The organism is Streptomyces sp. NPDC004065, assembly GCF_044903565.1.
Classification (GTDB): domain Bacteria; phylum Actinomycetota; class Actinomycetes; order Streptomycetales; family Streptomycetaceae; genus Streptomyces.
Genome location: NZ_JBJDQT010000006.1, coordinates 91639 through 113799, shown reverse-complemented (window position 1 = coordinate 113799; position 22161 = coordinate 91639). Strand labels below are relative to the sequence as shown.

The 22161-nt window shown below is 72.9% G+C and carries 20 protein-coding genes and 1 tRNA gene; 8 read left to right on the top strand and 13 right to left on the bottom strand.

Annotated features, from left to right (window positions below):
• Window positions 1-8: 8 nt before the first annotated feature.
• Window positions 9-1424, bottom strand: coding sequence for a M1 family metallopeptidase (locus ACI2LW_RS10130; protein WP_404730715.1), 1416 nt, complete (start codon window positions 1422-1424; stop codon window positions 9-11).
• A 116-nt stretch (window positions 1425-1540) separates the two neighbouring features.
• Between ACI2LW_RS10130 and ACI2LW_RS10125 the strand changes: the two genes are divergently transcribed.
• The gene (locus ACI2LW_RS10125; protein ID WP_404730714.1) at window positions 1541-2041 is read left to right on the top strand and encodes a hypothetical protein; all 501 of its coding nucleotides are present in this window, start codon (window positions 1541-1543) and stop codon (window positions 2039-2041) included.
• A gap of 24 nt (window positions 2042-2065) precedes the next feature.
• Here the strand turns inward: ACI2LW_RS10125 and ACI2LW_RS10120 are convergent, their stop codons facing one another.
• A complete protein-coding gene (locus ACI2LW_RS10120) occupies window positions 2066-2752 on the bottom strand; it encodes a pentapeptide repeat-containing protein (protein ID WP_404730713.1) in 687 nt (228 codons plus the stop codon).
• A 398-nt stretch (window positions 2753-3150) separates the two neighbouring features.
• On the opposite strand from ACI2LW_RS10120, the gene ACI2LW_RS10115 reads away from it, so the two are divergent.
• Window positions 3151-4563, top strand: a complete 1413-nt coding sequence (locus ACI2LW_RS10115; RefSeq protein ID WP_404730809.1) for a DHA2 family efflux MFS transporter permease subunit — start codon at window positions 3151-3153, stop codon at window positions 4561-4563.
• 146 nt (window positions 4564-4709) lie between these two features.
• Here the strand turns inward: ACI2LW_RS10115 and ACI2LW_RS10110 are convergent, their stop codons facing one another.
• Both ACI2LW_RS10110 and ACI2LW_RS10105 read right to left on the bottom strand, forming a co-directional pair.
• Window positions 4710-6092, bottom strand: a complete 1383-nt coding sequence (locus ACI2LW_RS10110) for an NAD(P)/FAD-dependent oxidoreductase (protein WP_404730808.1) — start codon at window positions 6090-6092, stop codon at window positions 4710-4712.
• Window positions 6093-6178: 86 nt separating this feature from the next.
• Window positions 6179-6859 carry a rhomboid-like protein gene (locus ACI2LW_RS10105; RefSeq protein WP_404730712.1) on the bottom strand — a complete coding sequence of 227 codons (681 nt, stop codon included), beginning with the start codon at window positions 6857-6859 and terminating at the stop codon, window positions 6179-6181.
• A 144-nt stretch (window positions 6860-7003) separates the two neighbouring features.
• On the opposite strand from ACI2LW_RS10105, the gene ACI2LW_RS10100 reads away from it, so the two are divergent.
• Window positions 7004-8062, top strand: a complete 1059-nt coding sequence (locus tag ACI2LW_RS10100; RefSeq protein ID WP_404730711.1) for a nitrous oxide reductase family maturation protein NosD — start codon at window positions 7004-7006, stop codon at window positions 8060-8062.
• Between the two features lie 67 nt (window positions 8063-8129).
• On the top strand, window positions 8130-9158 hold the full coding sequence (locus ACI2LW_RS10095) for a methyltransferase (protein WP_404730710.1): 1029 nt from the start codon (window positions 8130-8132) through the stop codon (window positions 9156-9158).
• Window positions 9159-9377: 219 nt separating this feature from the next.
• Here ACI2LW_RS10095 and ACI2LW_RS10090 read toward each other — a convergent pair whose 3' ends face one another.
• From ACI2LW_RS10090 to ACI2LW_RS10060, 7 genes are all read right to left on the bottom strand, one after another.
• Window positions 9378-9710: a TcmI family type II polyketide cyclase gene (locus ACI2LW_RS10090; RefSeq protein ID WP_404730709.1), complete on the bottom strand. Its 333-nt coding sequence runs from the start codon at window positions 9708-9710 to the stop codon at window positions 9378-9380.
• Between the two features lie 38 nt (window positions 9711-9748).
• Window positions 9749-10234 (bottom strand): SRPBCC family protein, encoded by a 486-nt coding sequence (locus ACI2LW_RS10085; RefSeq protein WP_404730708.1) that lies wholly within the window; start codon window positions 10232-10234, stop codon window positions 9749-9751.
• Between the two features lie 2 nt (window positions 10235-10236).
• Window positions 10237-10494: an acyl carrier protein gene (locus tag ACI2LW_RS10080; RefSeq protein WP_404730707.1), complete on the bottom strand. Its 258-nt coding sequence runs from the start codon at window positions 10492-10494 to the stop codon at window positions 10237-10239.
• Between the two features lie 71 nt (window positions 10495-10565).
• Window positions 10566-11816: a beta-ketoacyl synthase N-terminal-like domain-containing protein gene (locus ACI2LW_RS10075; protein ID WP_404730706.1), complete on the bottom strand. Its 1251-nt coding sequence runs from the start codon at window positions 11814-11816 to the stop codon at window positions 10566-10568.
• A gap of 12 nt (window positions 11817-11828) precedes the next feature.
• The gene (locus tag ACI2LW_RS10070) at window positions 11829-13082 is read right to left on the bottom strand and encodes a beta-ketoacyl-[acyl-carrier-protein] synthase family protein (protein ID WP_404730705.1); all 1254 of its coding nucleotides are present in this window, start codon (window positions 13080-13082) and stop codon (window positions 11829-11831) included.
• Complete coding sequence (locus ACI2LW_RS10065; protein ID WP_404730704.1) at window positions 13079-13525, bottom strand: cupin domain-containing protein; 447 nt, start codon at window positions 13523-13525, stop codon at window positions 13079-13081. Before ACI2LW_RS10065 ends, ACI2LW_RS10070 begins: the two co-directional genes overlap by 4 nt.
• Before the next feature lie 104 nt (window positions 13526-13629).
• On the bottom strand, window positions 13630-14772 hold the full coding sequence (locus ACI2LW_RS10060) for a SchA/CurD-like domain-containing protein (protein WP_404730703.1): 1143 nt from the start codon (window positions 14770-14772) through the stop codon (window positions 13630-13632).
• A 352-nt stretch (window positions 14773-15124) separates the two neighbouring features.
• Between ACI2LW_RS10060 and ACI2LW_RS10055 the strand changes: the two genes are divergently transcribed.
• Window positions 15125-16780 carry an FAD-dependent oxidoreductase gene (locus ACI2LW_RS10055; RefSeq protein ID WP_404730702.1) on the top strand — a complete coding sequence of 552 codons (1656 nt, stop codon included), beginning with the start codon at window positions 15125-15127 and terminating at the stop codon, window positions 16778-16780.
• Between the two features lie 191 nt (window positions 16781-16971).
• Here the strand turns inward: ACI2LW_RS10055 and ACI2LW_RS10050 are convergent, their stop codons facing one another.
• Window positions 16972-18279, bottom strand: coding sequence for a hypothetical protein (locus ACI2LW_RS10050; RefSeq protein ID WP_404730701.1), 1308 nt, complete (start codon window positions 18277-18279; stop codon window positions 16972-16974).
• Window positions 18280-18758: 479 nt separating this feature from the next.
• A tRNA-Thr gene (locus ACI2LW_RS10045) sits at window positions 18759-18832 on the bottom strand.
• A 242-nt stretch (window positions 18833-19074) separates the two neighbouring features.
• Here ACI2LW_RS10045 and ACI2LW_RS10040 point away from each other — a divergent pair.
• The 3 genes from ACI2LW_RS10040 (at window position 19075) to ACI2LW_RS10030 (ending at window position 21978) form a co-directional block, all read left to right on the top strand.
• A complete protein-coding gene (locus ACI2LW_RS10040; protein ID WP_404730700.1) occupies window positions 19075-20214 on the top strand; it encodes an ABC transporter ATP-binding protein in 1140 nt (379 codons plus the stop codon).
• A gap of 259 nt (window positions 20215-20473) precedes the next feature.
• Window positions 20474-20929: a hypothetical protein gene (locus tag ACI2LW_RS10035; RefSeq protein WP_404730699.1), complete on the top strand. Its 456-nt coding sequence runs from the start codon at window positions 20474-20476 to the stop codon at window positions 20927-20929.
• A 314-nt stretch (window positions 20930-21243) separates the two neighbouring features.
• Window positions 21244-21978, top strand: a complete 735-nt coding sequence (locus ACI2LW_RS10030) for an NDP-sugar synthase (protein ID WP_404730698.1) — start codon at window positions 21244-21246, stop codon at window positions 21976-21978.
• The last annotated feature ends 183 nt before the right edge of the window (window positions 21979-22161 follow it).

The following is a 22161-nucleotide window of genomic DNA, read 5'->3' as shown; positions in this document are numbered from 1 at the left end:
GGGGCCGCTCAGGGGTGCTTCGGCTTCCCGTCGCCGTACAGCCAGTCCTTCCAGATCCCGCTGAAGTCCTTGCCGGGGACCTTCTTCTCCACGAAGGCCGTGAAGTCGGCGGTGTCGGCGTTGCCGTGGCGGTGGGCGGCGGCCCAGCCCTGGATGATGTCGTAGAAGGCGTCGTCACCGGCGAGTTGACGGATCTTGTGCAGGACCATGGCGCCGCGCTCGTAGACGGGTTCGTCGGAGATGTGGGCGGCGTCGTCGGGGCGGGCCGGCGGGAAGGACCAGACGGCCTCGTCCTCCTCCTTGTCGTCGTGGTAACCGCCGCGGTAGAGGGCGTCGAAGGTCTGCTGGGCGGTCCAGCCGCCGTGGTCCTCCTCGTACAGCCATTGCGCGTACGTCGCGAAGCCCTCGTTGAGCCACATGTCCCGCCAGCTCCTGGGGGTGACGGAGTCGCCGTACCACTGGTGGGCGAGTTCGTGGACCAGGATCTCCTCGCCGGGGGCGCCGGCGAAGACGGGGCGGTTCTGGGTCTCCAGCGCGTAGCCGGCGTCGCCGGGCCGGTCCACGATCGCGCCGGTGGAGGAGAAGGGGTACGGGCCGAAGTTGGTCTCCTCCCACTCCATGATCTCGGGGAGCTTCGCGAGGACCGCGCGGGAGGCCGCGGACTGGGTGGGGTCGACGGCGACGTACACCGGCAGGCCGTTCTTCAGGGTGCTCCGGGTGATGTCGTAGTGGCCGATCGCCACGGTGGCGACATAGCTCGCCACCGGCTCGGCCGTGTGCCAGCGGAACGTGGTGCGGCCGCCGGTGGTGGTCTCGCTCTTCAACTCGCCGTTGGAGACCGCCTGCAGGCCCTTCGGCACGGTGACGGCGATGTCGTAGGCGGCCTTGTCCGAGGGGTGGTCGTTGCCGGGGAACCACGCCATCGATCCCGTCGGCTCGCCGAGGGCCAGTGCGCCGTCGGCGGTGCGCAGCCAGCCCTCCTCGGAACCGTCGGGGTCGGTGACGGTCGGCGGGGTGCCGGAGTAGCGGACCGTCGCGCCGAACGTCTCCCCCTTCGCCAGCTCGTCGTGCGGGCGGATCGTGAGCTCCTGGCCGGCCTGGCTGAAACGGGCGGAGCGCCCCTCGACCGTGACGCTCTCGACGGTGAGCCCCTTGAGGTCCAGGTTGAAGGCGGACAGGTCCTGCGTGGCACGGGCGGTGATCTCCGCGGTGCCGGTGAGGTGCCGGTGGGACGGGTCGTAGTCGAGCGTCAGGCCGTAGTGGGTGACGTCGTAACCGCCGTTGCCCGCCTTGGGGAAGTAGGGGTCGCGCAGGCCGGAGCCGCCCGGACTGCCCCGCACCCCGCTGTCGCACGCGGTCAGCGTGAGGGCGAGCACCGCCGAGGCGGCGACGGCGGTCCGGACAACCGGTACGGATCGGTACACGAGTGCGATCCTATGCGGTGTGATCGTATGCGGGCCCGTGTCCCGCGATGCCCCCGGAGATCGGCGGGCCCCGGGGGCCCGGAGGGTTTCGTGGGGGGCGTGGGACCATCACCTACGTGCTCGACATCGGCTATGCCCTCTCCAACCGCTTTCCCGACCCGCCGCAGACGGACTACCGGCGCGCGGACGTGCGTGCGCTGCGGCACGATCTGTTCTGCGGGGACGTGTATCTCGCCGACACCGAGACGGACCGGGAGCTGGCCACGGCCTGGGGGTGGGTGCCGGTGCTCGACTTCGCCTGGGCGCTGTGCGACATCGTCGAGCGGCTGGACCGGGACCCGGCCGGCTCGCGGGCGGCGCGGCCCCAGCGCGCGGAGCTGGACTTCACCGAGTCCACCGACCGCATGCTCTTCGAGCGCCGCTTCGGCTGGGTGGACATCGAGGCCGACTGGATGCCGGCCGAGGAGCCGCCGCTGACCTTCTCCCACGCCGACCTGCGCCGGGAGGCACGGGACTTCCTGCACGACCTGATCGCCGACCTCGCCGACCTGCACGAGGACCTCGCCGAGAACCCGGCCGTCTGGACCCTCCAGGCCCGCTTCCCCCGGCTCCCGTGAGCCCCGGGCGCCCCGCCGGCGCCCTCAGCCCTCCACGCGCACGCCCAGCGCCCCCGCCAGCACCGGGGCGAGGTCCAGCAGCTGGGCGGTGCTGATCACCGCGCCCGCCAGCCGGTCCGCCCCGCGGGCGATCTCCAGCGAGGCGGCGCCGCGCAGGTCGACGTCCGTGAGCGTCGCCGCGGTGAGGTCCGCGCCCTTCAGCGCGCAGTCCACGAACTCCACCCGCTCCAGCCTGGCACCCCCGAAGTCCGGCTCGACGAGCACGCACCCCTCGAAGACGACGTCCCGCAGCCTCGCCCGGCGCAGGTTCGGAAAGTCGATCTTGCCGCCCCTGATCCACACCCGCTCCAGGACCGCGCCGTGCAGCCGCGTCCCGCCCAGGCGGGCGCCGGTCACCTCCACGTCCCGCAGGGTGGACTCCGCCAGGTCCGTACCGACGCCCCGTACGCCGTCCAGGACCGAGTCCAGCAGGCGCGCGTGCTGCAGCGAGGCGCCGTCCAGCGCGCAGCCCCGCAGCGCGCAGTCCATGAACCGGGCGCCCGCGCCGTCCTGCCCGGTGAGGTCCTCCTCGCGGAACTCCACCCCGTCGTAGTCGCCGTCCGGCCGCAGGCCGCCCCCGCCGCGGGCCTCCAGCGGCGGCAGCCGCACCTGGGGCCGCCGCGCCGCCTTCACCCCGCCCGCCGCTTGGCTCCCCGCCGCTCTCCTCGCCATGGCCCCATGCTGCCCCACCCCACTGACAACGCCCGCGGCGCGCTACGGGCGGTACGAGCTACCGGCGGTACGAGGGGTACGGGGGATGCGCGAACGCAGGACGCGCCGATGCGGTACGGACCGGATGCGCGGATGCAGTACGCACCGATTCATGGTGTTCTGTCCCAATGAGTGTCACCCGAAAAGGTGAGATCTCGTCCGTACACCCGCGTCACGCACGGCAGGGGACCGCACTGCGCTCCCTCGCCCCGCGCCCCCTCGCACGGCGCGCCGGGGCGGGCCCCGGCCCCGTGCCGCACGGCCACACGCACGGCCACGCGCACGGACGCCACGCCCGCCGCGCCGGGGCCGACGCCCACCGCTGGTGGGCCCTGGTGGTGATCGCGCTCGCGCAGCTGATGGTCGTGCTGGACGCGACCATCGTGAACATCGCGCTCCCCTCCGCGCAGCGCGCCCTGGGCATGTCCGACGGCAACCGCCAGTGGGTCATCACCGCCTACACCCTCGCCTTCGGCGGGCTGCTCCTGCTGGGCGGCCGGATCGCCGACCTGGCGGGCCGCAAGCGGACCTTCGTCATCGGGCTCGCCGGCTTCGCCGTCGCCTCCGCGCTCGGCGGCGCGGCCGCGTCCTCCGGCATGCTCTTCGGCGCCCGCGCGCTGCAGGGCGCCTTCGCCGCCCTGCTCGCCCCGTCCGCGCTCAGCCTGCTGACCACGACGTTCACCGACCCGAAGGAGCGGGGGAAGGCGTTCGGCATCTACGGCGCCCTCGCGGGCAGCGGCTCGGCGATCGGCTTCCTCGTCGGCGGCCTGCTCACCGAGTACCTGGACTGGCGCTGGTGCCTGTACGTCAACGTGCCCATCGCCGTGGTCGCGGTCCTCGGCGCCTTCGCACTGCTGCACGACCGGCCCGGCCGCGCGGGCGCCCGGCTGGACGTCCCCGGCGCGGTCCTGGGCTGCGGCGGGCTGGTGGCCGTCGTCTACGGCTTCAGCGAGGCGGAGCCGCGCGGCTGGACCGACCCGCTGGTACTGGCCCTGTTCGCGGCGGGCGTGGCGCTGCTCGCCGCCTTCGTGTGGTGGCAGGCGCGGGCGCCGATGCCGCTGCTGCCGCTGCACATCGTGCGCGAACGCAACCGGGCGGGCTGCTTCCTGACCATGCTGCTGGCCGTCATCGGGATGTTCGGGCTGTTCCTGTTCATGACCTACTACCTCCAGGACATCCTCGGCTATTCGCCGCTGCGGACGGGTCTGGCGTTCCTGCCGCTGACCGTGGCGATCGTGGTCGGCGCCACGCAGATCTCGGCCCGGCTGCTGCAACGCGTGCAGCCGCGCGCGCTGATGGTGCCCGGCATGCTGCTGGCCGCGGGCGGGCTGCTGCTGCTCACCCGGCTGACCGTCCGGTCGAGCTACACCGGCGAGGTGCTGCCCGCGCTGCTGCTGATGGGTCTGGGCATGGGCCTGACCTTCATGCCGGTGTTCGCCACGGCCACCGCGGGTGTCGCCCCGCGCGACGCGGGGGTGACCTCGGCGACCGTGAACACCTCGCAGCAGGTGGGCGGTTCGATCGGCACCGCGCTGCTCAACACGATCGCCACGACCAGCGGCACGGCGTACATCGCCGCGCATGTGCGCAACCCGGCGGACCGGGCGCGGGTGGTGCCGGAGGGGGTCGTGCACGGCTACACGGTGGCCATCTGGTGGGCCGCGGCGGTGATGCTCCTGGCCGCCGTGGTGGCCGGTCTGATGGTCACCGCCCGCGCGCCCGCCCGCAGCACCCCGGCCCGCGAGCAGGCCCTGCCGGAGCCGGTCCCCTGAGCGCCCCGCGCGCCCCGCGCCCCGCGCACCGGGCCGCCCGGCCACCGTCACCCGCCCCGCGCCCCGGGCCGTCCGCGCGGCACGCGACCCGCCGCCACCCCGCGTGAAGGGCCGCCCCTTCCCCGAGCTCGCCGAGGGCCACGCCCTCAGTGGCGCCCCGCCACCCGGTCGGCGGCCCGGGCGAGCCGGGAGGAGGCGGTGCGGTGGGTGAGCGTTTCCCGCTGGTCGGCGGTGCGGTAGGTGGCGTACATGGCCCGCACGCCCAGCCAGCGCAGCGGCTCCGGCTCCCACTTGCGCACCTTGTGGTCCACCCAGGGCAGCGCGGTCAGTCCGGTCGGACCGGCCTGCCCGGAGTCGAACCGCACCAGGTCGGTCAGGGTGCGGGCGGCGAGGTTGGCGGTGGCGACGCCCGAGCCGACGTAGCCGCCCGCCCAGCCCAGGCCCGTGGCGCGGTCCAGGGTGACGCTCGCGCACCAGTCGCGGGGGACGCCGAGCACCCCGGACCAGGCGTGCGCGATCCGCACCCCGGCCAGGGCGGGGAAGAACGCGACCAGGACGTCCCGCAGGGCCGCCACGGTCTCCGGCCGGGTGCGGCCGTCGTTGTCGGTGCGCGAGCCGAAGCGGTAGGGCACCCCGCGGCCGCCGAGCGCGATCCGGCCGTCGGCGGTGCGCTGGGCGTACATGTAGGCGTGCGCCATGTCGCCCAGGGTCTCCCGGCCCGCCCAGCCGACCGCCGCCCACTGTCCGTCGGTGAGCGGCTCGGTCACGATCATCGACGAGTTCATGGGCAGCCAGGTGCGCCGCTGTCCCTTGAGGGAGGCGGTGAAGCCCTCGGTGCAGCGCAGCACGTACGGGGCGCGGACCGTGCCGTAGGGCGTGACCGCCCGCTGGGGGCCGATCTCCGTGACCGGCGTCGACTCGTGGATCGTCACCCCGAGCGCCTCGACGGCCGCCGCGAGGCCCTTGACGAGCTTCGCCGGGTTCAGCCGGGCGCCGTGCGGGGTCCAGGCGGACCCGACGGCGTCCGCGACCCGGACGCGCTCGGCGGTCTCGCGGGCGCCGTACAGTTCGCGGTCCTTCTCGCCGTAGGACAGCTCGTGCTCGTGGAAGGCGCGCAGCCGGGCCAGCTGGGCGGGCGTGCGCGCCACCTCCAGCACGCCGCCCTTGTGCACGTCCGCCTCGATGCCCTCCTCGGCGGCGACGCGGATCACCTCGTCCACGGTGTCGTTCATCGCGCGCTGGAGCCGTACGGCGGCCTCGCGGCCGTGCAGCCGGGCGTACCGGTCGCGGCCGGCGACGCCGTTGTAGAGCCAGCCGCCGTTGCGGCCGGAGGCCCCGTAGCCGCAGAACTTCTGCTCCAGCAGGGTGATCCGCAGGGCGGGCGCGGCCTTCTTCAGGTAGTAGGCGGTCCACAGCCCGGTGTACCCGCCGCCGACGATCACCACGTCGGCGCTCGCGTCCCCGGCGAGCGGCTCGCGCACCGGGGGCAGGCCGTCCTGCGCCAGCCAGAAGGAGATGCCGCCGTTCACCACGCCGTCCACGCCGGCCGGGTAACCGCCGGTCGGGTAACCGCCGCCCACGGTGCCGCCGCCCGCGGCGCTGCTTGCCGAGCTGCTCATGGCCGGGACGTTAACCCCTGCGGACCGCCACTGTCTCCTTCGGATTCCGTGGCTTTCGCGCGGTCCGCGGCCAGCGGACGGCAGCCCAGGCCGATCAGTACGGCGGTGAAGTGGCCGAGGTCGGTGAAGGTGCGCGCGGCCGCCAGCGGCAGGGCGAAGAGGGCGAGCACGGCCAGGGCGTACCCGTACCGCCAGGGCCGGGCGATCCGGTACGCCAGCACCCCGGCCACCCCGGCCAGCGCGTAACTGACGCCCACGTCGAGGGTGTCGGCCGCCGACCGGGGCGCCACGCCGTGCCGGATCGCCCACAGCAGCGCGCCCTCGCTGATCAGCGTGGCCAGCACGTGCGCGGCCACGCACACCGCCAGCCAGCGCAGCGTGCCCAGCCAGCGCTCTGCCTGCGCGTGCACCACGGTGTAGAGCGCCGCGTACGGCAGCCAGCGGCCGCCTTCGATCCACATCGCGCTCGCGAACAGTGCCCGCACCGGGTTGCCGGACAGTTCGTGGATGTTGGTCGAGCGCCGGCGCAGGAACTCCGCCTCGAGCGCCGGCGACATCCGGTGCAGGGCGACGGCGGTCACGAACAGGATCAGCAGCCAGCCGTAGGTGCCCGGGGCGCCGCGGACGTAGCCCGCCGCCGCCCGCAGCCCGCGCCGGATCCGGATGACCACGTTCACACCCGCAAGTATGGACGGCGGGCCGCCGTCCGCCCCCGAACGGCCGTGGCGCGGGGCCGCGCCGCCCGGGCCGGACGCCGGTGACACGCCGCCGGACGGCCCATCCGACCATCCGACGGGTCATCAGGTCATAGGTTGCAGAATATGACGAAACGCCATATCGCTCTGCTGCTCAGTGCCGCCGCGCTCGCCGGCTCGGGCGTGGCCGCCGCGCCGCCGGTCTCCTTTCCGCGGACCTACCTGGTGCATCCGGGGGACTCCATCCAGAAGACGGTGGACTCGGCCAAGCCGGGTGACACCGTGCTGCTGATGCCCGGCGTGTACCACGAGAGCGTCAAGGTGACGACTCCGGACCTCACCCTGCGCGGCACCGGCTCGTCCACCGTCCTGAAACCGTCCGCCCATCCCGGCAACGACTGCGGCGAGCGCGGCAACGGCATCTGCGTCGCGGGCACCAAGAGCCACCGCCTGGAGGGAGTCACCGTCTCCCACCTGAAGCTGACCGGCTTCTCCCGGGCCGGCCTGATGGCCGTGGGCACCGAGGGGCTGACCGTGCGGCGGGTGACCGCCGAGAAGAACGGGCTGTGGGGCATCGCCGAGGAGCGCTCCGTGGGCAGCGTCTACCGGCACAACACCGCCCGGGACAACGGCGACGCGGGCCTGTTCCTCGCCAACACCATCACCGCCGAGCAGGGCGCCGTCGACACCCGCGGCACGCTGGTCTCGCACAACCGGCTGGAGGGCAACCGCATCGGCGTCACCGTCCGCCGCCTGCGCAACCTGACCGTCGCGGCCAACGAGGTGTCCGGCAACTGCGCGGGCGTCTTCGTCGTCGGCGACGAGAACAAGCCGAAGACCGGCGCGCTGACCGTGCGCGACAACTGGGTCGCGGAGAACAACAAGTACTGCGCGAAGACCGCCCGGCTGCCCTACCTCCAGGGTTCGGGGATCGTCCTGACCGGCGCCGAGGACACCGAGGTGGCCGACAACACGGTCACCGGCAACGTGGGCAAGTCCCCGCTGTCGGGCGGCGTCGTGCTGTTCAAGAGCTTCGTCGGGGTCACCAGCGACCGCAACCGCGTCCACGACAACACCCTTCAGGACAACGCGCCCGCGGACCTGGTCGACCAGGAGAGCGCCGGCCGCGCCAACACCTTCGCGAACAACTCGTGCCGGGCCTCCAAGCCCGCGGGACTGTGCTGAGACCACGACCGCGAACAGCCGTGCCCGTCGAACCCGCAAGGAACCCACAAGGAAGGAAGTGCGGCACATGACGACCGCACCAACCGCCCCACCGCCGTCCATGCGGATGCGCGAGCTCGCGTTCGGGGCGGCCTGCGCCGCCGCCCTGCGCGCCGCCGCCCGGCTGGGCGTGGCCGACGCGCTCGGGGACACACCCATGGCCGTGGAGGACCTCGCGGCCGCCGTGAAGACCGAACCCAAGCCGCTGCGCCGCCTGCTGCGCGCCCTGGCCTGCTACGACGTCTTCGCCGAGCAGCCGGACGGCACCTTCGCGCACACCGGGATGTCCCGGCTGCTGCGCGAGGACGACCCCAACAGCCTGCGCTACATCACCCTGTGGTGCACCGAGCCGTGGACCTGGGACGCCTGGCCGAAGCTGGACGAGGCGGTGCGCACCGGGCGCAACGTCGTACAGGACCTGTACGGCAAGGAGTTCTTCGTCTACCTCAACGAGGACGCCCCGGAGTCGGCGGACGTCTTCAACCGGGCCATGACCACCTCCAGCAAGCAGTCCGCCCGGGACGTCGCGGAACTGCTGGACCTGTCCGGGGCCTCGTCGGTCGCCGACATCGGCGGCGGCCAGGGCCACGTCGTGGCCTGCCTGCTGGAGAAGTACCCGGGCATGCGGGGCACCCTGATGGACCTGCCGCGCGTGGTGGAGAACGCCGACCCCCGGCTGCGCCCGGGCGGGGCGCTCGCCGACCGGGTGGACGTCGTGGCCGGCGACTGCCGCGAGGACGTCCCGGTCCGGGCCGACGTCTACATCATCAAGAACATCCTGGAGTGGGACGACGACTCCACCGCCCGCTGCCTGCGCAACGTGATGCGGGCGGGCGGCGCCAAGGCGCGGGTCGTGGTCATCGAGAACCTGGTCGACGACACCCCGTCGATGCGGTTCAGCACCGCCATGGACCTGCTGCTGCTGATGAACGTCGGCGGGGCGAAGCACACCACCGAGTCCATGGTGAGCCGGCTGGAGGCGGCGGGGCTGTTCATCGACGACATCAGCCCGGTCAACCCGTACCTGCACGCCTTCGACTGCACCGTCCCCGCCTGACCGGCGGGAGCGGTCCGTCCGGCCGGGCGGACCACACCCCACGACGGCCGCCGGGCCCGCGCAGCACGCGGGCCCGGCGGCCGTCGTCCCGTTCCGGCGGACGGTGTCCTTCCGCCGGCCGTCGCCGGTCTTCCGCCGGCCGTACGACGGTCTTCCGCCGGCCGTACGACGGTCTTCCGCCGGCCGTGCGACGGCGCCGGCGACGGCCGTACGCCGGTGTCAGCCCCGGCCGTCGCGCTCCCAGTAGTAGAAGCGGTGGGCCATCGCGTCCTTCGGGGAGCGCCACGTCTCGGGGTCGTAGGCGCTGACGTACGCCGACAGCCGCTCGCTGATCCCCCGGAACTCGGGGTGGTCCGCCACCTTGGCGATGGCCGGGCCCGGGTCCCGGTCGGCCTCGACGAGGTGCATGTACACATCGCCGAACTGGAAGAGGCTGCGCCGGGTGACGCCGACGAGGTGCGGCAGCTCACCCCGGTCGGACTCCTCGAAGATCTTGGCGATGTCGGGGGCCGAGCCCGGGGCCATCCGGGCGACGATCAGGGCCTGGTGCATGAGCCCTCTCCTGTCTTGCTCGTTCGCCGGTGTCCGGCTCAGTCGGTGGTCAGGGCGGGCTCGGGGCGCCGGCCGGAGCGGGCCGCCTGCTCGATCCGGTCGCGGATCAGGGCCATCTGGACCTTGGAGTTCTTGTTGATGTTGTCGGTCATCCAGTCGTCGTCGACCGGCGCGTCCGGCTTCATCGCGAAGTCCTGGGTCCAGATCATCCGGGTGCCGCCGGGAACCTCCTCGTAGCGCCAGCGGATGTCCATGTGCTCGAAGGGACCCGTCTCCACCCGGCGCGCCTTGACGGTGAGCGTGGCGCGGTCGGGCTCGCGCTCGGAGACCCAGCTCCAGACGGTGCCGTTCTCGTCCGGGTGCATGGTCAGCCGGAAGGTGCACTTGTTCCCCTCCCGGGACAGGATCTCCGCGGAGGCGTACTCGCTGAACAGCTGCGGCCAGTTCTCCACGTCGTTGGTCATGTCCCAGACCAGGTCCACCGGCGCGGCGATGGTGATCTCGTTCTCGGTGTGTCCGGCCATCTCTAGGCTCCTGCCAGAAGGGTGCTGTTGACGAGGTCGAGGAACTTCCGGGGCGTCTTGCAGCGCTCCGCGTCGGGCGGCATCGGCGTACCGTGCCGGTTCTCCAGCTCGCCGACGATGCCGAGCAGGCCCAGCGAGTCGATGCCGAGCTCGTCGAAGCCCCGGTCGGGCCGGTCCGCCAGCTCCTTGGGGCTGACGGTGATACCGGCGGCCTTCTTCATGAGTTCGGACAGTTCTTCCACGGTGATTCGGACACTCATGCGGATTTCTCCTTTCGCTCCCGGTTGCTCCCGGTCGCCTCGGCGGCTCCCGGTCTTCCCCGGCGACCTCGTTAGGAGGCCTCGACGGCGCCGTGCCGCAGCACCAGCGCCGAGTTCGAACCCATGAGCCCCCGGCTGAGGACCAGCGCCGTGCGCACCTCGGCGGCACGGGCGCGAACGGTCACCAGATCGAGGTCATGGCAGATGTCGAAGACGTTCGGGGTGGGCGGGATCAGTCCGTGCTCCATCGCGAGGACCGCCGCCGCCGCGTCCAGCACCGGCGCCGCGCAGTAGCCGCGTCCGATGCCGGTCTTGGGCGCCGTCACCGGCACCCGCCGCCCGTGCGCGCCGAGCGCGTCGGCGATGGCCGCCGCCTCGGCCCGGTCCGCCTCGGGGACGCCGAGCGCGTCGGCGAAGACGACGTCGACCTCCTCCGGGGCGCAGCCGGCGTCCGCCAGCGCGCCGCGGATCGCCTGCGCCAGCCCCTCCCGGGACTGCTCCCAGCGGGAGGCCCCGGTGAAGGTGGCCGCGTGCCCGGCGACGGTGGCCCGTACCGGGGCGCCCCGCCTGCGGGCCGCGCCCGCGTCCTCCACCACGAGCATCGCCCCGCCCTCGGCCGGCACGAACCCGCAGGCCGAGTCGGTGAACGGGCGGTAGGCGCGGCCGGGGTCGTCGACGGGGCTCAGCTCCGGGTAACCGAGCTGGCACACCATCGAGTACGGGGCGAGCGGCGCCTCGGTCGAACCGGCCACGATCACGTCCGTGCCGCGCCGGACCGCCCGCGCCGCGTGCGCGAGGGCGTCCAGGCCGCCGGCCTCGTCGGCGGCGACCACCGAGCACGGGCCCTTGAAGCCGCGCCGGATGGAGATCTGGCCGGTGCTGGCCGCGTAGAACCAGGCGATGGACTGCCAGGGGCCGACGTAGCGGCTGCCCTTGCCCCACAGCTTCTGCAGCTCCCGCTGGCCGAACTCGCCGCCGCCGGACCCGGCCGCGGTGACCACGCCCGCGGAGAACGGGGCGCCGCCGGTGTCGGCCTGCCCGAGCCGGGCGTCCTCCAGCGCCATGTCGGCCGCCGCCATCGCGAAGTGCGTGAACCGGTCCGTCTGGACCAGGTAGCGCTCCTCGATCGCCGCGGCGGCGTCGAAGGCGCGGACCTCGCCGGCCACCTTCAGCGGCAGGTGCCCGCAGCCCTCGCGGGTCACCCGGTCCAGGACGCTCAGCCCCTCCTGGGTGGCCTTCCAGAAGGTCTCGGTGCTCGTTCCGTTGGGCGCCACCACACCGATGCCGGTGACGGCCGCGCGCCGTTCCTGGGGTGCACTCATCGTGTCCTCTCCCTACGGCCGGGTCAGGATCACCGCGGACTGGAAACCGCCGAACCCGCTGCCCACGGAGAGCACGCTGTCCAGCTTCCGCTCCCGGGCGGTGCGCGGGACGTAGTCCAGGTCGCACTCCGGGTCGGGGGTCTCGTAGTTCGCGGTGGGCGGGACCGCCTGGTGGGCCAGGGCCAGCACGCAGGCGACCACCTCGATCGCCCCGATCGCCCCGAGGGAGTGCCCCACCATGGACTTGATGGAGCTCATGGGCGTGTCGTAGGCGTGGTGGCCGAGGGCCCGCTTCACGGCGGCCGTCTCGTGCCGGTCGTTCTGGCGGGTGCCGGAGCCGTGCGCGTTGACGTAGTCGATCGCGGAGCCGTCCAGCCGGGCGTGGTCCAGCGCGGTCTCTATCGCCCGCGCCATCTCCAGGCCCTCACTGGTCAGACCGGTCATGTGGTAGGCGTTGCCGAAGGTGGCGTAGCCGCTGAGCTCGCAGTACACGTGCGCGCCGCGGGCCCTGGCGTGCTCCAGCTCCTCCAGGACGAGCACCGCGCCGCCCTCGCCCATCACGAACCCGTCGCGGTTGTTGTCGAAGGGACGGGAGGCGTGGGCGGGGTCGTCGTTGTTGGGCGACGTGGCCTTGATCGCGTCGAAGCAGGCCATCGTGATCGGGGATATCGGTGAGTCCGAGGCCCCGGCTATGCAGACGTCGGCCCGGCCCTCCTCCACGGTGTGCAGGGCGTACCCGACCGCGTCGAGCCCGGAGGTGCAGCCCGTGGAGACGGTCTGCACCGGCCCGCGCGCCCCGAACCGCTCCGCCACCGTCGAGGCCAGCGTGCTCGGCGTGAACGCCCGCTCCAGGTGCGGCCGGGACCGCTCGTGGTCCACGTCCCAGCGCTCGCCGCCATGGCTGACCAGCACGTAGTCGTTCTCCAGCCGGGTGGTCCCGCCGACCGCGGTGCCCAGCGATACCCCGACCCGCCAGGGGTTCTCCCCGGCGAGGTCGAGCCCCGAGTCCCGTACCGCCTCCTCGCCCGCCACCAGGGCGAACTGGATGTAGCGGTCGCAGCGCGCGATCTGCTCCTCGTCCAGCCCCGCGGCCGCCGGGTCGAAGTCGCACTCCGCCGCGATCCGGGACCGCAGGCCGGACGGGTCGAAGAAGGTGATGCCCCGCGTGGCGGTGCGCCCGTTCGCCAGCAGGTCCCAGAACGCCGGGGCGCCGATGCCGCCCGGCGCCACCACGCCTATGCCGGTGACCGCGACCCGCCTGTTCATGACCGCACCTCCGCGGTGCCGGGCTCCTCCACCGCGCCGGCCGCGACCGGCACCGTCTCGGTGCCCTCGGTGTCGACGTGGCCGAGCTGCGGGCGCGGGGCCAGCGGGCCGAGGTGGAAGACGATCCGGGCCTCCACCTTGCCCACGTTGCGGAAGCGGTGGCGCATGTAGGCGGGGATCATCAGCCCCTGCTCCGGCCGGAGCGGGTGCGGGTCGCCGTCCAGGTCGACCTCCAGCTCGCCGCAGACGACGTACACGAACTCCTCGGAGTACGGGTGGTAGTGCTCGCCGATGCGGTCGCCGGGCTGCACGATGGCCACGCCCATGAAGCCGCTGGTGGAGCCGACCGTGGCCGGCGTCAGCATGGCGCGCAGATCGCCTCCGCGCTTGGTGTTGGGCTCGGTGTCGCTCAGATCCACGATCCTGGGCCTGGGTTTGATCACGTCGTTCCTCCGGTGGTGTGTACGTCGGCTGTCGGCTGTCGCGCGGAGAAGGCCGGGGCGGGCCGGGGCGGGCCGGGGACCGGCCGGGGAGGCCGGGAAGGGCCTCAGGCGTCCGGCGCGGACCGGCGGTCGGTGACGAGCTGCATCCGGGCCAGCTGGAGCAGCCGTCCCAGGTCGCCGTCCTTCTTCGCGGCGTCCTCGTCCAGCAGCGTGGTCAGCTCCGACACCCGCGCGGGGTCCGCGACGCCCAGGGCCGCGGCGGGGTCCGCGTCCAGCCGGCCCCGGACGTCGATCAGCCGTACGACGACGTCGTCCCGCTCGAAGACCGTGCTGCGCAGCACCGGGCTGTCCGGGTCGTCCGCGGCGCGCTCGTCGTGCTGGGACAGCAGCTCCGCCAGCTTCATGCCCATGCCGGGGCGGGCCGGGTAGTACAGCGCGTGCCGCTCGGCTCCCTCGGCGTCCTGACCGCTCGTCACGTGGTGCACGGCGGGCAGCGCCGCCCGGGTGAAGAACACCCGCACCGACTCCTGGTCCGCGAAGTCGCGCTCCTGCTCCAGGTAGGGGTTGATGGCCTCCTCCACCGCCCGGATCTCCGGCTGCCGGGCCACGTGCCGCAGCGCCGCCAGCAGGTCGCCGCGCACCTCGATGGCCCGCACGACCCGGTTGCCGTGCATGAACAGCGAGGTCCGGCACAGCCGGGTGGTGTCGTCCACCCGCGCCTCGGGGGACTTGTAGTTCGCCAGCAGCTCGGCGACCTTGCGCTCGCTGCCCGGCTTCACCGTGAAGGTGAGCGCGTGGCGGATCACGCCGTCGCCGATCCGCGGCGAGGTCTGCAGCCGGCGCCGCGCGGCGTCCGCCTGGGCCGCGGCGTTCCCGGTCTCGCGGACGATGTGGAAGCGCAGCGAGCGGGTGTCGCGGATGCAGCTGTGCATCGGCTCCACCATCCGCACGTGCTCCTCGCTGTTCACCCAGGCGAGGAACGGCGGGGCGCTCTCCCACTCGCTCGTGATGAGCCACTGGGAGGGGTTCTCGATCGACTGGCACAGCTGGTCGCTGACGTGCCCGGGCACCGAGGCGACCTGCTCGCTCATCTTCTCGTAGGCCTCCAGGAACTGCTGCTGGGCGCCGTCGTAGACGTCCACCAGCAGCACCACGCGCAGCCGCGAGCCGTCGAAGACGGACTGCGAGACACGTTTCGAGGCCTGCTGCCTGGTCGGATCTGAAACACGCTCAGAGATGGCGGTCATCTGCGTACGTCTCCTTGACGGTGGTTCGGCGGTCCGCGCGGAACGGACGGAAGGGGGACAGACGGGAAAGCGGGCAGAGGGTGGAGCAGGGGGCGGAACGGAGAGAAGACCGGAGAGGGGAACGGGGTCGGACGGGCGGGCGGGGACAGCGGGGAGGGAACGCCGCGCCGCGGGTGACGCGACGTCAGCGTGATCTCGATCCTGTGCCGCTCCCCAGCGGTGCGCGACTCGTGTGCACCACGTGGGTGATCACACGGGTGATTGGCCCCGCGAACGCACGCGGACCCCCCGCGCGCCGGGCATGGAAACTCCGACGCCCCCCCACTCCGTACCCCCGCCCCTGGAGGCATCGATGCGCCAAGAAGCCGACCACCGGGTACCCGTCCTCATCGTCGGCGGCTCCCTGGTGGGCCTGTCCACCTCGCTGTTCCTGGGCCGCCTCGGCGTGCCGCACCTGCTGGTCGAACGGCACGCCGGAACCTCCATCCACCCCCGCGGCCGCGGCAACAACGTGCGCACGATGGAGCTGTTCCGGGCGGCCGGCGTGGAGCCGGACATCAAGACGGCGGCAGCGCTGCTCGCGGACAACCACGGCATCCTGCAGACCCCGGCCCTCGTCGGCGACGCCGGCGAATGGCTGTTCAAGGAGATCGACCCGGGCGGCGGCCTGGCGCGGTTCAGCCCCACCGGCTGGTGCCTGTGCAGCCAGAACGACCTGGAGCCGGTGCTCCTCCAGGCCGCCCGCCGGCTCGGCGGCGACCTGCGCTACTCCCACGAGATGGAGTCCTTCGAGCAGGACGGCGAGGCGGTCACCGCGGTGGTGCGCGACCGCGCCACCGACGAGCGGTACACCGTCCGCGCCGACTACCTGGTCGCCGCCGACGGCCCGCGCAGCCCGGTCCGCGAGCGCCTCGGCATCGGCCGGAGCGGCCCCGGCGACCTGTTCGCCAACGTCAGCGTCACCTTCCGCTCCAAGCTGCTCGCCGACGTGGTCGGCGACCGCCGGTTCATCTGCTGCTACCTCACCCACCCGGACGCCGACGGCGCCCTGCTGCCCGTCGACAACAAGGAGCACTGGGTCTTCCACGCCCCCTGGCACCCCGAGCGCGGCGAGAGCCTGGAGGAGTTCACCGAGGACCGCCTCCAGCGGCACATCCGCCGCGCCGTCGGCGCCCCCGACCTCGACGTGGAGATCACCGGCAGGGCGTCCTGGCGGGCCGCCGAACGCGTCGCCGACCGCTACTCCTCCGGCCGGGTCTTCCTCGCCGGGGACTCCGCGCACGAGATGTCCCCCACCGGCGCCTTCGGCTCCAACACCGGCATCCAGGACGCCCACAACCTGGCCTGGAAGCTCGCCGCCGTGCTCGGCGGCTGGGCCGGCCCCGGCCTGCTGGAGACCTACGGCGCCGAGCGCCGCCCGGTGGCCGCGGCGACCAGCGCCCGCGCCTCCGCCCGCTCGGTCGAGCACAGCCACCCCGGCTTCGCGCCCGCGCCCGGCGTCGGCGGCGGCAAGCGGGGCGGCATCCTCAACGTCGTCCTCGGCTACCGCTACCCGCGGGGCGCCGTCGTCGGCGCCGCACCGGACCAGGAGGTCGTGCCCGAGGGCCTGCGCCTGACCGGGGAGCCGGGCAGCCGCGCGCCGCACCTGTGGCTGCGCCGCGACGGCGAGCGCCTGTCGTCCCTGGACCTGTACGAGCGCTCCCTGGTGCTGCTCAGCGACGCCGGGTCGGCGGCAGGCTGGCACGCCGCGGCCCGCCGGATCGCCGAGAGCGACGGCCTGCCCCTGGAGTCGTACCGCATCGGCGCCGACCTGGTGCCCGACCCGGCGGCCCCGGCCGGCGGCGCCGAGGACACGGCCGCCGACTGGGCGCGGCTGCACGGCACCACGGCCGACGGCGCGGTGCTGGTCCGCCCCGACGGCTTCGTGGCCTGGCGGTCCACCGGCGCCGCACCGGACCCGGAGGGCGCCCTGCGCGACGTCCTGACCACCCTCCTGCGCACCACCTGACCCACCGCCCGCGGACACGGATCCGCGCCGGAAGCCCGGTACGCACGCGAACGCCCCGGACGGATCACCGTCCGGGGCGTTCGCGCTGTTCCGCGGGAGAGCCCACTGTCGTGGGGGCGAGGCGACCTCACCTCGGCATCGGCGTGCGGGCGAGGCCCGTACCGTGCGGGGTCCGGGCCTCGCCGACGGGCTCAGCCGATGCAGCCGGGAACACTGTTCGGCGGTGCGCAGTTGTTCGGCTTGTTGCGCTTGACCGCGGTGTTGTTCAGCGTGACCGTGCCGTTCGGGCCCTCGAAGATGCCGCCCCCGTCGCCGGCCCGGTTGTCGGTGACTGCGCTCCGGTTCAGGGTCGTCGCTCCGACGTCGGTGAAGATGCCCCCGCCCTGGGCGGTGCCGCCGTCCGGAGCCTTGGCCGTGTTCCCGCGGATCTCCGACCGATCGCTCGTGATGGTGCCGCCGGTGGCGTTGGCGAGGCCCCCGCCCTGAGCGGTGCCGCCGTCCGGAGCGCCGGCGGAGTTGCCTCGAACCGTGCTGTTGTTCAGCCTGAGATCCGCGAGGCGGCCGACCTGGATCCCACCCGCGCGCGCAGTGCCGCCGGGAGCAGTGGCGAGGTTGCCGATGACGGCGGTGCGGGTCAAGGTCAGGAGGGCGCTGGTCGCGACTCCGCCACCCAGGGCGTCGCCGCCCCGGGCGCTGGAGGTGTTGTCACGGATGACGGTGTCCGTCACGGTCCCCGGGGCGCCGTTGCTCAGAGCAGCGAGTGTGGCGCCGCCCGGGGCGTCGGCGTGGTTGTGACTGATGAGGCTGCCCTTGATCGTGGTCTGGGCGAAGGTCGCGATACCGGAGCCGGTCGCGGTGCTGCCGGTGTCCGGTGTGACGGTGACGGTGTTGTGGTGTACGTGGCTGCAGTTGACCGCCAGCGGGCCGTCGTTGGCGATCGCGCCTCCTGCGGCACCGCTCAGATCGGTGCCGGTGTACTCGGCAGTGTTGCCGCTGACGTCGGTGTCGTTCAAGGTGGCCGTGCCATCGTTGTCGATGCCGCCGCCCTCCGCGAAGAGATCGGAGGTGGCGATGTTGTTGATCACCCGGCTGTGGTTCACCGTCAGCGTGCCGAGGTTGAGGATGCCCCCACCGCAGGTGCCTTGCCCAGGGAAGAGGGGGCAGTCCGTCGTCGTCGCCCTGCCGCCGCTGATGGTGGCCTTGTTGAGCGTCAGGGTGCCCGTGCCGGCCACGAGGAGGATGCGGAAGTCCGGGGCGGACTTGGCGCGTGTGATCGTCGCACCGTTGCCGTCGATGGTGATCTCGCTGCTGATGGCCGGCAGGCCGTTGCCGGGATTGGCTGTGTCCGCGGACGTCAGCTTGTAGGTGCACTTGCGGGCCAGCCGGAGGGTGTCGGCGCCAGGTGAGCTGTTGGCCGTATTGATCGCCTTGACCAGCTTTCGGACCGAGCACGGCACGTTCACGGTGGCGGCATGGGCGAACGGGGCCGGAAGTGCCATCACGGCGCAGGCTGCCAGGCCGGTCGCGGCCAGGAGCCGGCCCGGACGCGATCGTCGGATACCGCGTACCGGCTTCTGCGCTCGGAAGCTCTGCCAGGACATAGGGGGTTCCTCCTTCTGCACCGGGAGGCACCCCCGGAGTGCGCTTCGACCAGCTGCCCGGTTCCGTCCTGGCACAGGTCGTCAACGTGGGATGCCGGAAATCAGGCGATCACGCTCTCCTGCCGCCAATGGCCTAACCTCGCCCGTTTGTCACCTATAAGGGCTATATATTGTGATTTTTACGATCTTGACCGGCGGGCGCCCATTGGCGTCCACGACGAAGGCGTCCGACACGCACCGCGAGGCCCTCAGCCACATGGACCGCCTGCTCAGGCGTCGTGTCGACCGTGAGTGACCGCCCTCGTCGATGTCACCCGTGGGATGCCGAACGCCCCGGACGGATCACCGTCCGGGGCGTTCGTGCTGTTGAGCCTCGGAGCCCCCTGTCGGATTCGAACCGACGACCTTCGCTTTACAAGAGCGGCGCTCTGACCAGCTGAGCTAAGGAGGCGTGCGCGGCTGTGCGCGCGTGCCCGTGCAGTGTACCCGGGTCACCGCCGCGCCCCTCGAAAATTTCGGCGAAGTTCACAGGGCTCCGGATGCTGACAGACGAGGTGAGCGCCAGGTACCGTCCTGTGCCAGTTCACCCTTGTGGACTACACCACAACCACAACGGAATCACCCGTAGTGGCAACCACCTTCCACAACGGATCGTCCGGCACGTTCCTGCCGGTAGAAGGGGGCCCATTCACCATGGCCACTGTCCAGTTCGACAAGGCGACCCGGATCTACCCGGGTTCCGAGAAGCCCGCCGTCGACGCGCTCGACATCGACATCGAGGACGGCGAGTTCCTCGTCCTCGTCGGCCCGTCCGGTTGCGGCAAGTCCACCTCGCTGCGGATGCTCGCGGGGCTCGAGGACGTCAACTCCGGCGCCATCCGCATCGGTGACCGCGACGTCACCCACCTGCCGCCGAAGGACCGGGACATCGCCATGGTGTTCCAGAACTACGCGCTGTACCCGCACATGACCGTCGCCGACAACATGGGCTTCGCGCTCAAGATCGCCGGCGTCAACAAGGCGGAGATCCGGCAGAAGGTCGAGGAGGCCGCGAAGATCCTCGACCTGACCGAGTACCTGGACCGCAAGCCGAAGGCGCTCTCCGGCGGCCAGCGCCAGCGTGTCGCCATGGGCCGCGCCATCGTGCGCGAGCCGCAGGTGTTCCTCATGGACGAGCCGCTGTCCAACCTGGACGCCAAGCTCCGCGTCTCCACCCGTACGCAGATCGCCTCGCTGCAGCGCCGCCTCGGCATCACCACCGTGTACGTCACCCACGACCAGGTCGAGGCCATGACCATGGGCGACCGGGTGGCCGTGCTCAAGGACGGCATCCTCCAGCAGGTCGACTCGCCGCGGAACATGTACGACCGGCCCGCGAACCTGTTCGTGGCCGGCTTCATCGGCTCCCCCGCGATGAACCTCGTCGAGGTGCCGATCACCGACGGCGGCGTGAAGTTCGGCAACAGCGTCGTCCCGGTCAGCCGGGACGCCCTCAAGGCCGCCTCCGACCGGGGCGACCGCACCGTGACGGTCGGCGTCCGCCCCGAGCACTTCGACGTGGTGGAGCTGGGCGGCGGCCCCTCGGCCTCCTCGCTGTCCAAGGACTCCGCGGACGCCCCGGCCGGCCTTGCCGTCTCGGTGAACGTCGTCGAGGAGCTCGGCGCCGACGGCTACGTCTACGGCACCGCCGAGGTCGGCGGCGAGGCCAAGGACCTGGTGGTCCGCGTGGGCGGCCGCCAGGTGCCGGAGAAGGGCGCCACCGTGCACGTCGTGCCGCGTCCGGGCGAGACCCACGTCTTCTCGACCTCGACCGGCGAGCGCCTCACGGACTGACCCCGCGCGAGGACGCGGATGACGCCTTTCGGCTGAAACCCGCGCACACCCCCGGGTGATTCACCCGTATCGGCGAGAAGGGCCCCGCGAACTGCCGCGGGGCCCTTTTCCGCGCCCCCGCGCACACCCCGGACACCCTGACACTCCGGACGTTTCGACCAGTGTGCGTCAACCCACCCCACCGGAAAGAGCGCTCGGCCATCCCTCGAAGAGGTGACCAAATGTCGCCAAATCATTACCGGGCGCTACCCTCACTCGCGTGAAGCACTCCACCACCCACCCCACGCGGCACGGCCGTGGCCCCGCCCGCCGGATCGGCCGCTCCCTCGCCCTCGTCCTGCCCGTCGTCCTGGTGCTCTCCGGAACCCTCGCGGTCACCCGGGTCAACTGGTCGGGGACACCCTCGGACTCGGTGCTCACCGCGTCCGACACCTCGGTGTCCGGGGTCACGGCCCGCGACCGCGCCCGCGCCCCGCAGGACGTGTTGCGCGACCGGCTGCTGACGGAGCTGCAGGAGAAGGACCCGGGCGTCGCGCTGACCCACCTCCAGGAGGCGGTCAACGGCCGGCCGTCCATGGCCAGGCACTGCGCCTCCATCGCCCGCACCCTGGGCCGCGCCGCCGTCCGCATCTACGGCCCCACCCGCGCCCAGTCCTACGCCCGTCCGGTCTGCGACACCTCCTTCGCCTCGGGGGTCCTCGCGGCGCGCGGGTGACGCCGTCCACCGTTGCCCGTTGCCCGTCACCCCCGTCACCCGTCACGCCTGTCGTCCGTCACGCCTGTCGTCCGTCGTCCGTCGTTCGCCGCCCGTCGTCCTGTGCCCTGTGTCCGGCGCGGCCCCGGACGCCGGGGGAATTGCGCGCCGGGCGCACGCCCCGCCGGACGCCCGAGGTCGGCGCCCGGCGGCCACGCGCACGCGCGGCCGCGCCCGGCGGGACGGCACAGCACGGCGCCGTACGGGGCCGGCCGCACAGCGCCGGCGCGGACGCGGGCGCGAGCCGGTGAGGGGGCGGGACGTACAGTTTCGTCATGACCCATCCGAATGCGGCGTCCCGCCCCACCCAAGCCGTGATCCTGGCCGGTGGCCAGGGGTCCCGGCTGCGTCCCTACACCGACGACCGGCCCAAGCCGATGGTCGAGATCCCCGGCACGGGCACCCCGATCATCGGGCACCAGCTCGCCTGGCTCGCCGAGGAGGGCGTGACGGACGTGGTGGTCTCCTGCGGCCACCTCGCCGAGGTCCTGCAGACCTGGCTGAAGTCGGCGGACCTGCCCGTGAACGTCACCACCGCCGTGGAGACGGAGCCTCTCGGCCGCGGTGGCGGACTGAAGTTCGCCGCCGCCCACCTCCCCCGGCCGGACCAGCCCTGGTACGCCACCAACGGCGACATCTGGACCCGCTTCTCGCTGCGCGACATGGCGGACTTCCACACCGAGCGCGACGCGCTCGCCACCCTCGCGCTGGCCCGCCCCCGCATCCCGTGGGGCGCCGTGCAGACGGACGGCTTCGGCCACATCACCGACTTCATCGAGGCCCCGCCGTCGACCTTCGAGATCAACGCGGGCGTCTACGTCTTCTCCGCCGGGTTCGCCGACCTGCTTCCCGACCGCGGCGACCACGAGCGCACCACGTTCCCGCGCCTGGCCCGTGAACTCCGGCTGGCCGGCTTCCCGATCCCGCAGGGCGCGTACTGGCGCGCCATCGACACGGCGAAGGACCTCACGGAGGCCGCCAAGGAGCTGGCGGCCCTGGGCCGCGCCTGAGGACGGCTGGACCGGGCCGCCCGGGAGCCGGACCGCCCAGGATCCGGACCCCGTGAAGGCCGGACCGTCCGAGAGCGGAATGCGTGGGAGGGGCCCGTACCTCGAAGGTGCGGGGCCCCTCCCATGCGACCGGTCGGTCGCCACGCGACCGGTCGGTCGCGATGTGACCGGTCGGTCGCGATG